The organism is Aquimarina sp. AU119 (assembly GCF_900312735.1).
GTDB classification, from domain to species: Bacteria; Bacteroidota; Bacteroidia; order Flavobacteriales; family Flavobacteriaceae; genus Aquimarina; species Aquimarina algiphila.
On record NZ_OMPF01000001.1, the window covers coordinates 85,028 to 100,421 of the forward strand.

At 34.1% G+C, this 15,394-nt stretch carries 11 protein-coding genes; 6 read left to right on the forward strand and 5 right to left on the reverse strand.

Annotation, left to right across the window (positions count from 1 at the left end; genetic code table 11):
- Nucleotides 1–15: 15 nt before the first annotated feature.
- A complete protein-coding gene (locus DK442_RS00345; RefSeq protein WP_109433855.1) occupies nt 16–888 on the reverse strand; it encodes a bile acid:sodium symporter family protein in 873 nt (290 codons plus the stop codon).
- A 237-nt stretch (nt 889–1,125) separates the two neighbouring features.
- On the opposite strand from DK442_RS00345, the gene DK442_RS00350 reads away from it, so the two are divergent.
- From DK442_RS00350 to DK442_RS00375, 6 genes are all read left to right on the forward strand, one after another.
- On the forward strand, nt 1,126–1,860 hold the full coding sequence (locus DK442_RS00350) for a glycoside hydrolase family 25 protein (protein WP_109433856.1): 735 nt from the start codon (nt 1,126–1,128) through the stop codon (nt 1,858–1,860).
- A gap of 168 nt (nt 1,861–2,028) precedes the next feature.
- On the forward strand, nt 2,029–3,621 hold the full coding sequence (locus tag DK442_RS00355) for a solute:sodium symporter family transporter (RefSeq protein ID WP_109433857.1): 1,593 nt from the start codon (nt 2,029–2,031) through the stop codon (nt 3,619–3,621).
- 33 nt (nt 3,622–3,654) lie between these two features.
- Nucleotides 3,655–5,472, forward strand: a complete 1,818-nt coding sequence (locus tag DK442_RS00360; RefSeq protein ID WP_109433858.1) for a glycoside hydrolase family 36 protein — start codon at nt 3,655–3,657, stop codon at nt 5,470–5,472.
- Between the two features lies 1 nt (nt 5,473).
- Nucleotides 5,474–8,557, forward strand: a complete 3,084-nt coding sequence (locus DK442_RS00365; RefSeq protein WP_109433859.1) for a glycoside hydrolase family 2 TIM barrel-domain containing protein — start codon at nt 5,474–5,476, stop codon at nt 8,555–8,557.
- Nucleotides 8,558–8,850: 293 nt separating this feature from the next.
- Nucleotides 8,851–9,345: a GtrA family protein gene (locus tag DK442_RS28835; protein ID WP_109433860.1), complete on the forward strand. Its 495-nt coding sequence runs from the start codon at nt 8,851–8,853 to the stop codon at nt 9,343–9,345.
- A 32-nt stretch (nt 9,346–9,377) separates the two neighbouring features.
- Nucleotides 9,378–9,983, forward strand: coding sequence for a methyltransferase domain-containing protein (locus DK442_RS00375; protein ID WP_109433861.1), 606 nt, complete (start codon nt 9,378–9,380; stop codon nt 9,981–9,983).
- Nucleotides 9,984–9,987: 4 nt separating this feature from the next.
- Here DK442_RS00375 and DK442_RS00380 read toward each other — a convergent pair whose 3' ends face one another.
- The 4 genes from DK442_RS00380 to DK442_RS00395 form a co-directional block, all read right to left on the reverse strand.
- A complete protein-coding gene (locus DK442_RS00380) occupies nt 9,988–12,075 on the reverse strand; it encodes a thiamine pyrophosphate-dependent enzyme (RefSeq protein ID WP_109433862.1) in 2,088 nt (695 codons plus the stop codon).
- Nucleotides 12,076–12,124: 49 nt separating this feature from the next.
- Nucleotides 12,125–13,198, reverse strand: coding sequence for a branched-chain amino acid aminotransferase (locus DK442_RS00385; protein ID WP_109433863.1), 1,074 nt, complete (start codon nt 13,196–13,198; stop codon nt 12,125–12,127).
- An 84-nt stretch (nt 13,199–13,282) separates the two neighbouring features.
- Nucleotides 13,283–14,557 carry a dihydrolipoamide acetyltransferase family protein gene (locus DK442_RS00390; RefSeq protein WP_235010874.1) on the reverse strand — a complete coding sequence of 425 codons (1,275 nt, stop codon included), beginning with the start codon at nt 14,555–14,557 and terminating at the stop codon, nt 13,283–13,285.
- A 178-nt stretch (nt 14,558–14,735) separates the two neighbouring features.
- Nucleotides 14,736–15,332: a transferase hexapeptide repeat family protein gene (locus DK442_RS00395; protein WP_109433865.1), complete on the reverse strand. Its 597-nt coding sequence runs from the start codon at nt 15,330–15,332 to the stop codon at nt 14,736–14,738.
- Nucleotides 15,333–15,394: the final 62 nt, after the last annotated feature.

Here is a 15,394-nt window from a genome sequence, read left to right on the forward strand (position 1 = left end):
CTTTTTTCAGGAATCTCACTCATTAACATCTTGTCTTTTACTTTTTTTAATTCCAAAATAAACAGCAATACCTCCTGTGAAGAACATTAACAAACTATATACTGCAGGGGCAATGGCAAATGAAGTATTCTCTAATAAAACTATGGCTATAGTAATTGCCAGAGTTCCGTTTTGAATTCCCGATTCAATTGAAATTGAAATGGCACTTTTATTTGTAATCTTAAATAGCCTGGCAGAATAATACCCAACTACCATGGTTAAAACATTTAAACATAATGCCACAGTACCTGCTTGATCAAAATAAGAAACGAAATTATCTTTTTCTTTAATAGTAATTCCAACAATAACCAATGCTAATACAACGCCAGAAGCAATCCGTACAGGTTTTGCCATCCTTAAAGCAAACCCTTCATTGTATTTTCTAATAATCATACCAATACTAACCGGAATAATGGTTATGACCAAAATCTGAATGATAGTATTAATAATATCCAGTTTAATCATTTGTCCTTCATCCAGAAAATGTAGTAATGCAAAATTTATAATAAAAGGTATCGTTAAAATAGTAACAAAACTACTTATTGCCGTTAATGTAACTGATAATGCAATATCTCCTTTGGCTAAGTGAGATATTAAATTTGATGTAGGACCGCCAGGACAAGCTGCCAAAATCATAATTCCTATAGCAACCTCTGGCTGTAAAGGAAATAAAGATGCCAAAGCAAACCCCAAGATAGGAAGAAGAATAATTTGATTCGTTAGCCCTACTGCAATAGCTTTAGGATAGGTAAAAATTCTTTTAAAATCATCAACCACTAGAGATAAACCCATTCCAAGCATTATAATAATCAGTGATGATGCTAAAACAATTGTTGATATACTATCCATAATGTATCGGTTCTTATTGAGTAACCAATATAAAAATTTATACTGATATTAAGATGAGTAGATATTACTTTATAGTGCGTATCAATTACGTGGAGATACTTATAGGCATTCTTTTAAAAAATTTATAAATTTAAAATCACAAAAAAATAACAACTTTACTAAAGCCTTACCATGGACTTTAACCAAAGATGCTCTGCCTTATAGCTTTTAATACAAACCACTCTTAACCTAACACATATGAAAACTCTCTCTATCATAAACAGTATCTTAATACTATTCTTTTTTTCCTATACGACTACCAATAAAAATACCCCTTGTAACTCTGAAAATGAAAGGCTTGAAAAAGATCCATCTATTTTGGGTATGGATATTTCTCATTTTCAAAATGATATAGATTGGGATGACATTAAAGAAGATGGAGTTAATTTTGTGTATATTAAAGCTTCTGAAGGCGCACACTTTAAAGATCCAAAATTTAAGAAAAATCACGCTGCTGCAATTAACAACTGTATCTATAGAGGTGCATATCATTTTTATGAAACTGGCACTAACCCAGAGCAGCAAGCTCAAAATTTCATAGCAGCTGTCGATAAACTAGTTTCTGGTGACTTACCTCCTGTCTTAGATCTTGAGCAAGGTGGTATTAAAACTTCGGTAACCAAAGAAACGTATCAAAAAAACACATTGAAATGGTTAACAATTGTAGAAGAGAAATTAGGCGTTATTCCTATTATATATTGTGACCCTTCTTTTGGAGATGCATATCTTAATCATCCTGATTTTGCCAAATATAAATTGTGGGTAGCAGAATACACTAAAAAATCCCCGAAGGTTCCTGAAACATGGAAAAATAAAGGATGGACTTTTTGGCAAAGAACGGATAGTGAAAAAATAGAAGGTATTAAAGGCAGTGTAGATTACGATATTTTTCAAGGAAAGACCGATGAGTTCAGAAAATTGTTAAAAAAATAGACCAAAGCAATTCTCTAAAAGTCAAATACATATAAAAATCACCACATGTATATTTCACATTAATAGTTTTTTTAGTTAAATTTGATAGTCTATGCTATTCTACTCTATTTTTGTTTTAAGTAGAAATTATCTTTTTGATCATTCTAACTAATTTATAAGTTCATCTTCATGCTCGCTGTTACTACCTTTATACTTTTTACACTACTCGTTGCTTATGTTTCTTATCGAAAAACAAAAGGTGAAGCACTCAATACCTCAGATGGATACTTTCTGGGAGGGAGGAGTCTAGGATGGTTTGTAATTGGGGGGTCTCTTTTTCTAACTAACATGAGTGCCAATAATTTTATTGGTGAAAATGAGCAGGTATATATTGATAGTGTAGCAGTAATGGCATGGGGAATGACTTCTATCCTATCACTTATTATTGTTTCTGAATTCATTTTACCTATTTATCTTCGTAATGGGTCTGTAACCACTCCAGATTTTTTAGAAGATCGATTTGACCCAAGTATAAAAAAATGGATATCCATTATATTTCTTGTAGGATATGTTATAAATATGATGCCTCCTGTATTATATGCAGGAGCAGTTGCTTTTAATGGTATGTTTGATCTATCCGGGGTTTTTGGTTTAAGCAATTGGGCTACCATATGGATTTTGGTATGGTCTATTGGGATTGTAGGAAGTATTTATGCAATTTTTGGGGGATTGAAGGCAATTGCAGTCTCAGATGCCATTAATGGAATAGGATTAGTAATTGGGGGGTTACTCGTACCTTTTTTTGGTTTACTATATATTGGAGATGGTAGTTTTTCTGTAGGGCTTGATATGATTTTAACACAAAACACAGAACATCTTAATGCCATAGGAAAACCAGATTCTCCTGTTCCTTTTAGCACATTATTTACAGGAATGCTATTAGTAAACCTTAATTATTGGGGTACCGAACAATATATCATGCAACGTGTCTTGGGAGCAAAAAACCTCGCTGCAGGTCAAAAAGGTATTGCCTTAGCCAGTGTACTAAAAGTAATCTCCCCTATTTTGCTTAATATCCCTGGATTAATCGCTCTACATATCTATTTTAACATAGAAAATACCGCAGAAATATATCCCAGATTAATTGGCGATGTTATGCCAGAATATTTAACCGGATTTATGGCAGCTATTATTTTTGGGGCAGCATTAACCACTTTTAATTCTGGACTTAATAGTTCAAGTACATTATTTATGCTTAATATATACAAACCTTATTTAAAGCATAAAAACAAAGAGATTGCCGATGTCAGTTTAATAAAAAAAAGTAAATATTTACAAGTATTTTTAGCAATGACAGCTATGTTTATCGCTCCTTTTATTGCTTTTGTTGATGGTGGTTTTTTCGATTATATCCAGAAAGTTGCAGGTTTTTTTAGTGTACCTATTTTCACTATTCTTTTTGTAGGATTTATAACTAAAAAAGTACCTCCTATCGGAGCAAAAGTAGCTTTGATATTTTTTATTACCTGTTATGCCCTTACTCAATTAATATTTGATACTGGTTTACATTTCTTGCATATCATGGCAATTCTCTTTGTAACCAGCACTATAATTATGTTGCTCTTTGGGAAATTCTATCCTATGAAAGTACCATACCAACCTATTGACAAAAAATTAGTAGACATCAGACCTTGGAAATACAGACATATTGTTTCTTTTATTTTGGTATTGATTGTAATCGCAGCGTATATTTTCTTTTCCCCTTTAGGTGTTGCTTCTTAATCTCAATACATAAACTTATAATAACAATCCTATATGGCTAACTTAACAACAAAAGGATGGGATTTTCTCCAGGACATTGGTAAAGATCAACTTCCATATAATGGTATATCTATATACACCAAAACAACACCCTTTGTTTTTGAATTATCAAATCAAGTTCAGAAATTAGAAAAGGGGTTATTTAAAGTCACAATAAAATTACAAGCTTCAACTCTTAAAAATACAAAACCAGTAAAACTAGTCTGGAAAATTCCTGCCATTAATTTAAAAGGAACATGGCTATCTAATTATGAAAGTGACAGACGTATATATGCTGAATTTGATGCCGAGCGTATGCTCGTTTCTCGCACAGCATATGAGGCTCCCGTTATTTCTCTTTTTGGGCATAATGACGAAAACCTACACACGTTTGCCTGTTCAGATGCTATACATACATTATCGTTAGGTGCTGGACTTCGAGAAGAAGATGGTTGGATATATTGTAATGTGATTCTATTCAAAGATCCCGTTCCTGATTTCAACATATACGAACTAAGTATTTTACTTGATTATAGAAAACAACGTTATGAAAATTCACTAAGAAAAGTCAGCTCGTGGTGGGCTTCCATGACCGAGTACACCCCCATGTTTGTGCCAGATATTGCCAAATTACCTATGTACTCTACTTGGTATTCTTATCATCAGGATATTACAACCAAAAGTTTATTAGAAGAGTGCAGGACAGCATCTTTATTAGGATATAAAACAATTATTGTAGATGATGGATGGCAAACTAATGATAGTAATCGTGGTTACGCATTTACGGGGGACTGGTTACCAGAACGTTTTCCCGATATGTCCAATTTTGTGAAGGAAGTTCATGATTTGAATATGAAAATAATGCTTTGGTATTCGGTACCTTTTTTCGGTAAACATTCCACAGCTTTTCAGCAGTTTAAAGGTAAATTTCTTCATTTCTCTGAAGAATTTCAAGCTGCTATTCTTGACCCCAGGTATCCCGAAATTAGAGACTATCTGGTGAATACTTATGCACAAGCACTTAAAAATTGGGATTTGGACGGCTTTAAATTAGACTTTATTGACCATTTTATTCCCTATAAAGATACTGTTTTAACTACCGAAAACGGAAGAGATTATGCAGCTATTGGTCCAGCTGTTGACCGATTGATGACAGATGTAATGAAAGCCTTAACAGCTATAAAACCCGATATTTTAATAGAGTACAGACAACATTATATTGGTCCGGTATTACGAAAATGTGGTAACATGTTTAGAGCACATGATTGCCCTAATGATGCCGTAACCAACAGACGACGAGTCATTGATTTACGATTATTATCAGGTAATACAGCCGTACATTCAGATATGTTTATGTGGAACTATGAAGAATCTGTAGAACTGGCTGCCTTACAATTTCTGAATATATTATTTTCAGTTCCGCAAATATCTGTTAGATTAAATGAAATTTCAGCAACTCATCAACAAATGGTCAACTTTTACACCGAGTATTGGATCAAAAATAGAGATACATTGCTGGACAGTTATCTCACAGCAAATGGGCCTTCAGAGAATTATCCATTGATTAAAGCTTCTTCAAAAGAAAAACAAATTATTACTGTACATGCCAATTTGATCATAGAAATATCAGGTGAACATAATATGATTGACATTATTAATGCGAAAACCTCAGAAGATATTATACTACAACATATTCATGATCACATCACATATGATGCTAAAATTTTTGATTGTCTAGGAAACCTTATTGGAAATGCTACAAATACTTTTAAAAAAGGTATGGCATCAATAAAAGTCCCCATTTCTGGAATGATAACCTTATCTGCAATATAAAATGAAAATAGGAATTAATTTTGATAGTAGCCATTTCTGGGAAAACCCTGAAGTTTTTAATATTGGTCAGGAAACACCTCATACCAACTTTATACCTTATCATGATCCAAAATTTTTATTTCAAAATATAAAAGAACAATCCTCATGCTATTTATCTCTCAATGGAGCGTGGAAATTTAAATATGTGGATACTCCCGATAATCGTCCAATAGGTTTTTATGAAGAAACATATGACACCTCTGCATGGGCAGAGATTAAAGTGCCTGCAAATTGGGAATTAGAAGGATATGGGGTTCCTATTTATGTTAACGATCGCTATCCATTTCCTAAAAACCCTCCTCATATTCCTCATAATAATAATCCTGTAGGTTCTTATAAAAAGACATTTATAATACCTAGTGAATGGAAAGATAGACAAGTATTTATTCATTTTGGGTCTGTAAAATCAGCAGCTCACTTTTGGATTAATGGAGAATGGTTAGGATATAATCAAGATTCTATGACTCCGATTGAATTTAATATCACCAAGCACCTTAAAGCAGGAGAAAATAACATTGCTGTAGAAGTATATCGTTGGTGTGATGGCTCATATCTGGAGTGTCAGGACTTTTGGCGTTTAAGTGGTATTCAGCGAGACGTATATCTGTTTTCAAGAGATCAGGTTTATATCCAGGATTTTTTTGCCATCGGAAACCTTACTTCAGATTATAATGATGGAGTTTTGGATCTTAAGATTTCACTTCAGAATTTGACACAACACCTTTGGAATGGAACCATACAATGTGAGTTATATTCTGAAAATAGAGAAATCGTACTTTCCAAAAATATTTCATGTACTTCGGTATCAGAAAACGCATCTTTTACCATTCAGGAATTTCTTCATTGTCCAAAAAAATGGACTGCAGAAACTCCTAATCTATATCAATTGTCATTGACCCTGCTAGATCAAGATAATGAAATACTGGAGATTGTAGGATGCAAAGTAGGATTTCGAAAAATAGAAATTAAAAATGCACAACTACTCATTAACGGAAAAGCAATTACAGTACGAGGAGTTAATCGCCATGAGCATGATGAAGTAACTGGTCGTATCGTTTCTGAAGAAAGTATGATACAGGATATCAAACTAATGAAACAATATAACATCAATGCTGTGCGTAATAGTCATTATCCCAATGATGCTCGATGGTATGAATTATGTGATGAATATGGACTATATGTTGTAGATGAAGCTAATATAGAAACTCATGGTATGGGTTCTAATTATTCTACCCCTTATGACGAATCCATACATCCTTGCAATTTACCAGAATGGAAAGCAGCACACATGGATAGAGTACGTCGAATGTTTGAACGTACCAAAAACCATCCCTCGATTATTATATGGTCTTTGGGTAATGAAGCTGGAAATGGTTCAAATTTTAAAGCAGCATATCAATGGCTTAAATCAAAGGATGATTCCAGACCAACACAATTCGAACAGGCTGGTGAAGAAGAAAATACTGATATTGTTTGTCCGATGTATCCATCTATTAAGCAGGTCGAAACATATGCTCAAAAAAAACCAAAAAGACCATATATCATGTGTGAATATGCTCATGCTATGGGAAATAGCGTAGGCAACCTAAAGGAGTATTGGGATTTAATCAATAAATATAAAGCCCTACAAGGTGGTTTCATCTGGGATTGGGTAGATCAAGGAATTGAAGGGTATACTGATGATGGCCAAAAATATTGGAAATTTGGCGGTGATTTTGGGTCTTCTAATACACCGAGTGACGGTAATTTTTGTATTAATGGGTTACTATTTCCTGATCGTCAACCTCATCCTGCTATTTGGGAAGTAAAAAAATGTTACCAACCCATTAATTTTAAAGCTATTGATCTTGAAAAAGGTAATATCCAAATCAGTAATGATTTTAATTTTATTTCACTTTCTGATATTAAAATTCGATGGGAGGTTTGGACTCAGGACAAAATATTAAAATCTGGTGTTTTTGAAAAGTTAGATATACCCCCCGGAAAGTCAAAACAATTTCATGTAGAGTACAATACAATTAATGCCTCTACAAATACAACCTGTTTTCTAAACTTAGCAGCATTGTACTATGGTAATGACAGCTCTATCTCCATAGGCCACGAAATTGCAAAAGAGCAATTTTTATTATTTGATGATCTTAAAATAGAACATCTGAAAAAACCAAATTATGGTGGTCTTTCTGTTCTAAAAAACAAACAAGAATATGTAATCACAGGAGATAATTTCAAGACCTCTATACACACTCTTACGGGGTTCATAAATTCTTATAACTACAAGGGAACCGAATGTATTACTGAAGCAATACGACCTAATTTCTGGAGAGCTCCTAATGATAATGATTTTGGGAATCAGATGCCAGAACGAACTAAAATATGGAGATATGCAGGAATGCACACAATATTAAAACACCTTGAAATCCAACATCAATCATCAACACAAATAATTATTAAAACTGAGCTCTACCTACAAGATGTACAATGTAATTTTGAAATGATATATACTATAGATTCCGAAGGTACTATTCAAATACATTGTGATTTTAAAACAAGGGATCTCAAATTACCAGAATTGCCACGACTTGGGTTGTATTTTAAAGCACCACAGGCTTTTGATCATGTACAGTGGTATGGTCGAGGTCCTTTTGAAAATTATGTAGATCGTAAATATGCTGCTCATATCGGGCTATATGAGAAAAAAATAACAGATATGGCACATCAATATATCAGTCCGCAAGAAACTGGAAATAGAGAAGATACAAAGAGATTAATATTACAAAATATCAACAAAGTTCAGCTACAAATCTTGGGAGAATCTTCTTTTAGCTTTAGTGTTTTACCTTATAGTCCTGAAGCACTAACACAGAAACAACGAGGAAGTATGCATCAATATGATCTAAAAAAAGAAGATGACATTTCTATTTGTCTGGATCATTTACAAATGGGTGTTGGTGGTATTAATTCATGGGGAGCATATCCTTTGGACAAATATCGTTACCAGACTGATGATTATAGTTTTACGTTTCGTTTAAGAGGGCTATATAATTAAAATTGTTGTATTGTAGATACGTATTGTTGCAATGCAGGTTTATATTACTGTACTGCAGATATGACTCATTGTACTGTAGATACTCATTTTTATAATGCAGACACATATTGCAGTACTGTGATGTTCATTTTTATAATGTAGATACCTACTGCAATATTGTAGACACTCATTGTTGTACTATAGATGTGTATTGTAACTCTGCAAATCCCTATTATTGTAATGTAGAAATTCATATTATTAAGTATTGCATAGAGAACGTATCTACTTCTCTTTTGTAACTTCATCTTTTAACTATGAGAAAAGTTATAATTAGATTTATTGACACTTTCTATTTTTTATTTCAGAGATTAATCCCTTTGAAAACATATAGATATGCCTTTTGTGGAGGAAGTAATTTAGTTTTTGACACTATTTTATATTTTGTTTTTTACAACTTTGTTTTCTCAAAACAAAATGTAGACATGATTGTTTTTGTTTTTAGCCCCCATATAGCATCTTTATTCTTTGTTTTCCCCATTACATTTTTAACAGGTTTCATGCTCAGTAGATATATTACTTTTCAAAATTCAAATTTACCATGTAGAGTTCAATTTTTTAGATATCTTATTGTTGGAATAGGCGCTATTTTAATTAGTTATTGTGCTATGAAGTTTTTAGTTGATTTCTTGAAATTCTATCCAACTCCTTCCAGATTTATAACCATAATCTTAACTGTTGTTTATAGTTATATTCTACAAAATAAGTTTAGTTTTAGAGTTGAAAAAAACGATAACTTATTTTTAAAATAGACTATCTTTAATTCTGAAAATAGCACTTTACTATGAATCAAAATCAATCCCAAGAAAATGCATATTGGACACAACGATATACCGAAAATCGTACAGGTTGGGATATTGGATATGTTGCGACTCCTCTAAAAAATTATATTGATCAATTAACCGATAAAACTATTAACATCCTTATTCCTGGAGCCGGGAACGCCTATGAAGCAGAGTATTTATTTCAAAATGGGTTTCATAATGTGTATGTCTTAGATATTTCTCAAACTCCTCTTGATACATTTGCCCAACGGGTTCCTGATTTCCCCAAATCGCAGTTGATATTAGGTGATTTTTTTACTTTAAAAGGGAGTTATGATCTCATTATTGAACAAACCTTTTTTTGTTCCTTTGTTCCTACTCCAGAAAACCGATCAACATATGTTCTCCAAATGTCAAACCTTCTTAATCCCGACGGGAAATTAGTAGGCCTATGGTTTGATATTCCGCTTACAGACGATATGGAAAAGCGCCCTTTTGGTGGAGATAAAAAAGAGTATTTATCATACCTGGAAACACATTTTGAAACCATTATTTTCGAAAAATGTTATAACTCTATTCCCGAACGACAAGGAAATGAGCTTTTTGGTATTTTTAGGAAAAAATAAAGCCCTAATATTTCAACAATTCATCAATTTTAGCTTTTACTTTCGCTGTAGAAGGAATCATTGTTTGTTCTAATGTACTATTCAATGGAATAGCAGGCATATTTTCTGACCCTATTGTCATAACCGGTGCATCTAAGGATTTAAAACATTCTTCCTGAATTTTTCCTGCCAAAGCTCTGGCAAACGAATTATTACTCGGCTCTTCAGTAACCACAAGACATTTTTTAGTCTTTTTAACCGATTCTATAATCGTTTCTTCGTCTAACGGAAACAGTGTTCGTAAATCAATAATTTCAACAGTATCTTTTATACTTTTTGTAGCATTCAATGCCCAATGAACTCCCATACCATAAGTAACCACAGTCAATGTTTCTTTTTCATCCTGTGGCCAAATACGTTGTACAATATTAGCTTTCCCAAAGGGCAACACATACTCTTCTGACGGCTCTATAGCTCTTGCTGCTTCCGTTCCTTTAACTTTAGACCAATACAATCCTTTATGTTCTAAAATCACTACTGGATTAGGGTCATAATATGCAGCTTTCATAAGTCCTTTAAGATCAGCACCATTACTTGGATATGCAATCTTGATTCCACGAATATTAGTAACCACAGATTCTACAGAAGAAGAATGATAGGGTCCACCACTACCATATGCTCCAATAGGCACTCTTAAAATCATAGATACAGGCCATTTTCCGTTAGATAAGTAACAAGATCTACTCACCTCTGTAAACAACTGATTTAATCCTGGCCATATATAATCTGCAAATTGTACCTCTACAATCGGTTTTAAACCTACGGCAGACATCCCCACTGTTGATCCAACGATAAAGGCCTCCTGGATTGGTGTGTTAAATACACGTTCGTCTCCAAATTTTTGAGCTAATGTTGCTGCTTCTCTAAAAACTCCTCCTAATCGTCCCCCTACATCTTGTCCATACAATAAACATTCTTTGTGTTCCTTCATTAATTCTTCAACCGCAAATAAAGCACAGTCTACCATCACCACTTCTTCCTTATCTGAAGGAGATCGTTCTCCCTTTTCTTCTGTAATAGGTGTTGGCGCAAAATCGTGAGTAAACAGATCCTCTGGTTTGGGATCTTCAGCTTTCATAGCTTCCTGTAAATCCTTAGATACAGTAACTTTTGCATCAGCTTCGATTGTATCTACTTCTTTTTCTGTAAATCCATTTTCCAACAATTGATTCCTCAATACGGGATATGGATCACGAGAACGAGCCTCCTCTAAGTCATCTCGATACCACTCCATTCTTACTCCAGATGTATGGTGGTTTAATAATGGTACTTTTGCATGTACAAGTATTGGTCTACGTTCTTCCCGTATTGTTTTAATCGCCTCTTGTATCGCCAGATAGCTTTCTGTAAAATTTGCTCCATCAATAGAAATGGCTTCAAGGCCATTAAATCCTGCTGCATATTCAAAAGCGTTTTGCGCTCGGGTTTCGGCTTCATTAGCCGAAATATCCCACCCATTATCCTGCACTAAATATAAAATCGGTAATTGCTTTAGGGCAGCCATCTGAAATGCTTCTGCAATTTCTCCTTCAGTAACCGAAGCATCTCCCAAAGAACACACGACCAGAGGTCTCTTGGATATCTCACTCGTACTTGACTCGTTTTCTGTACTATGATCAATACCTATTAATTCTTTATACTGCATCCCCATAGCCACTCCCGTTGCTGGAATTGCCTGCATCCCTGTCGCCGAGGATTGATGTGGTATTTTAGGTTTATCATCATCCCTTAAACTTGGGTGTGAATAATAAGTTCTTCCTCCAGAAAAAGGATCATCTTTTTTAGCCAATAATTGTAGCATCAGGTCGTATGGGCGCATTCCGATACCTAACAACATCGAATCATCTCTATAATATGGAAACGCATAATCCTGAGGTAATAGTTGCATCGCAGTAGCAATCTGAATAGATTCATGTCCTCTGGACGTGGCATGTACATATTTAGAAACCGTTTTAAAATTCTCTTCATAGAGTTCGGTCATACTTTTTGCGGTGCATAACGTAGAAAATGCTTTTTGTAATACTTCTTTTGCTATTGTTTTTTGGGCTAACATAATTTTCAAATTTTTGAAATACAGATTGCTTTTTCAAGCATCTAAACATTTATCCTACTTTTTCTTCTACATTTACTGGTATAATCCAGCCATGTTTATCTTCTCTCTTCTGCATCTTTATTTCATCAAGAGTATTTTTCATATCCTGACTTACCGGGTTATTTTCTGGCAATGTAATTACTTCATCAATATATCCTATTGCTTCTACCATTGCTATAGCAACTGCTGTACCAGTACCAAAAGCTTCCTCTAGTTTTCCTTCTTTTGAAAATGCAATCACTTCATCTATAGTAATCGGGCGTTCCTCTACTTCGAAACCTTTATCATTTAACAAAGTAATTACACTATCTCTGGTAATTCCTTTTAGAATGGATCCATTTGTACTTGGAGTAATAAATCGACCATCGACTTTAAAAAAGATATTCATTGTTCCCACTTCCTGAATATATTTATGCTCATTGGCATCTAACCATAACACTTGATCGTATCCTTTTGCTTTTGCTTTTTCGGTAGGTAAGATGGCTGCAGCATAGTTTCCTGCTGCTTTTGCTTCTCCTGTTCCCCCGTCAGCTGCTCTTATATATTCTGTTTCTGCATATAGTCTTATCTTTTTAGTAAAAAATGGTCCCGCGGGAGAACAGATTACAATGAATTTATAGCTTGTCGCTGCACGCATTCCTATAAAAGGCTCATCTGCATACATGAACGGACGTAAATATAATGCACTACCTTCTTGCGGTGGAATCCAATTTTGCTCAACACCGACAATTTGTTTCACAGCTTCTACAAAAAGGGTTTCAGGAACAGCAGGCATTCCCATTCTGGCAGCACTGTGATTAAATCGTTTTGCGTTCTCTTCAGGCCTAAACAACAATGGTGTATTGTTGTTACCAACGGTAGCTTTCATGCCTTCAAAAATTGCTTGACCATAGTGTAAAGCCATCGCAGCCGGGTGTGTTGGAATCAATTCCAGAGGCTCTATTCGAGGGTTTTTCCAAGCTCCGTCTTCATATTCACATACAAACATATGATCAGTAAAAGTTCTTCCCAAAGGAATATTATCAAAATCAATATCCTTTAATTTCGAATTTGAGGTCCTTCTAATTTTGATTTGTTCTTCCATTTTTTTTATATTTTTAATGACTTCGGGTATATACCAACAATCCTCTATCCCTTCATAAAAGGGAATTTTGTTAACTCTAATTTTTTAAATCTCTCTATTACTATCAAAAGCTTCTAATTCATCACCAACTTTACGTAGAAATGACCCTCCTAGAAATCCATCTACCACTCTATGGTCAAAGGATAAGGATAAATACATCATACTTCGTATTGCAATTTCATCTCCTTTTTCTGTGGTAATTACTTCAGGCCTTTTCTTTATGATTCCTAAAGCCAGAATTGCCACTTCTGGTTGGTTTATAATTGGTGTTCCCATTAGGCTACCAAATGTTCCTACATTAGAAATTGTAAACGTACTTCCTTTAACCTCATCTGGTTTTAAATCATTATTCCTTGCATTATTTGCCAGATGATTCACTCTCTTAGCTAATCCAAGGAGATTCTTCTCGTCTGCGTTTTTCACCACAGGAACAATGAGGTTTCCATTGGGTAATGCTGTTGCCATACCAATGTTAATATCACTATGGACTACAATATTTTTATCATCCACAGAAACATTAATCATTGGATACTCTTGAATTGCTTTTGCAACTGCTTCTACAAAAATTGGTGTAAACGTTAGTTTCTCTCCATGTTTTTCCTGAAATGCTATTTTCACTTTATTTCTCCAATTCACAATATTGGTTACATCAACTTCGATATAACTCGTCACATGAGGAGATGTATGTTTAGAGTACACCATATGATCTGCGATCATTTTACGCATACGATCCATTTCTACAATACGGTCTTTACCCTCTACAAATGCAACAGGTGGAGCATTATAGCTCGATTTGGGAGCTTCTAACTGCGGTCTGCTTGGCAAAGGATACTTTCTGTTTTTTATATAGTGCATCACATCGCTTTTGCGAATTCGACCCTCTGTTCCTGTTCCCTGAATGTTTTGTACTTCTTCTAATGTTAAGTTTTCTTTTTGGGCTATGCTAAGTACTAATGGAGATAAAAATGCATCTGGATTAGACACCAGTTTTTGAGTTGTATATTCTCTTTTTGGGTTTGAGGCAGATATTTCTTTATTTTTTATCGAAAGAGTCTCTTTAGTAACAGAAACATTTTCTTTGGTTATTGTCTTCTTAGTTCCTTGAATAGTATCTTCATTAATAATAGCAATCACTTTTCCTATTTCAACTACTTCGTTAGATTGAAACAATATTTCTGTAATTACTCCTGCACAAGGAGAAGGAACTTCAGAATCTACCTTATCTGTAGCTACTTCTAAAATGGTTTCATCTTCTTCTACTGTATCGCCTACATTCTTTAACCAATTAAGAATGGTAGCTTCTGATATACTCTCGCCCATTTTGGGCATTTTTAATTCAATTATTGCCATTTTGGTTAACTAATGTTTGTTAGTTTAATGTTTATACTATGTTATTTATCATTAACTTTTTTATCATTCCAGCATAAGCTGGAATCCATCACTTCATTTTCTGTTATTATAGATCCCAGATCAAGTCTGGGATGACAAATTTTATGGTCTATTTATTCTTAAATTCTTCTAATGTTTTATAAAACGCATCTTGCATTGGTCGATCCTTTGGCACTTCCCGCAAAGGTTCGACCTCCTGTAATGATTCAAAACAATCTCCAGGTAACTCCTGATACAGTCGTGTTCCTTTTGTTTTCCAAGCGATCATATCATCACTTACCTCCTTGATCACTTTGGCTGGATTTCCTATAATTAAACTTCGTTTTGGAAATATTGTATTTGCTTTTACAAAAGACATTGCTCCCACGATACATTCATCTCCTATCTCTGCATCGTCCATAATTACCGTATTCATTCCTATCAAACAATTTCTGCCTAAATTTGCACCGTGAATCACTGCTCCGTGTCCAATATGTGCACTTTCTTTGAGTACAATTGATTTCCCCGGAAACATATGTACAGTACAGTTTTCTTGTACATTAACTCCATCTTCAAGGATAATTTCACCCCAATCACCACGTATTGCAGCTCCAGGACCGATATAGCAATTTTTTCCTATAATTACATTCCCCGTTACTGCTGCTAATGGATGTACAAAACTACTTTCGTGTACTACAGGTATATATCCTTTGAAGCTATAAATCATTGTTAAACATCAAATTATAAATGTGAAATCTAAAAGTCTAAAGTAAGCAGTAATCATATTTA

Excerpts from the sequence above, each read along its gene's own strand:
- DK442_RS00345 (WP_109433855.1), bottom strand. The coding sequence starts at position 888 with ATGGATAGTATATCAACAATTGTTTTAGCATCATCACTGATTATTATA.
- DK442_RS00350 (WP_109433856.1), top strand. The coding sequence starts at position 1,126 with ATGAAAACTCTCTCTATCATAAACAGTATCTTAATACTATTCTTTTTT.
- DK442_RS00355 (WP_109433857.1), top strand. The coding sequence starts at position 2,029 with ATGCTCGCTGTTACTACCTTTATACTTTTTACACTACTCGTTGCTTAT.
- DK442_RS00360 (WP_109433858.1), top strand. The coding sequence starts at position 3,655 with ATGGCTAACTTAACAACAAAAGGATGGGATTTTCTCCAGGACATTGGT.
- DK442_RS00365 (WP_109433859.1), top strand. The coding sequence starts at position 5,474 with ATGAAAATAGGAATTAATTTTGATAGTAGCCATTTCTGGGAAAACCCT.
- DK442_RS28835 (WP_109433860.1), top strand. The coding sequence starts at position 8,851 with ATGAGAAAAGTTATAATTAGATTTATTGACACTTTCTATTTTTTATTT.
- DK442_RS00375 (WP_109433861.1), top strand. The coding sequence starts at position 9,378 with ATGAATCAAAATCAATCCCAAGAAAATGCATATTGGACACAACGATAT.
- DK442_RS00380 (WP_109433862.1), bottom strand. The coding sequence starts at position 12,075 with ATGTTAGCCCAAAAAACAATAGCAAAAGAAGTATTACAAAAAGCATTT.
- DK442_RS00385 (WP_109433863.1), bottom strand. The coding sequence starts at position 13,198 with ATGGAAGAACAAATCAAAATTAGAAGGACCTCAAATTCGAAATTAAAG.
- DK442_RS00390 (WP_235010874.1), bottom strand. The coding sequence starts at position 14,557 with ATGGGCGAGAGTATATCAGAAGCTACCATTCTTAATTGGTTAAAGAAT.
- DK442_RS00395 (WP_109433865.1), bottom strand. The coding sequence starts at position 15,332 with ATGATTTATAGCTTCAAAGGATATATACCTGTAGTACACGAAAGTAGT.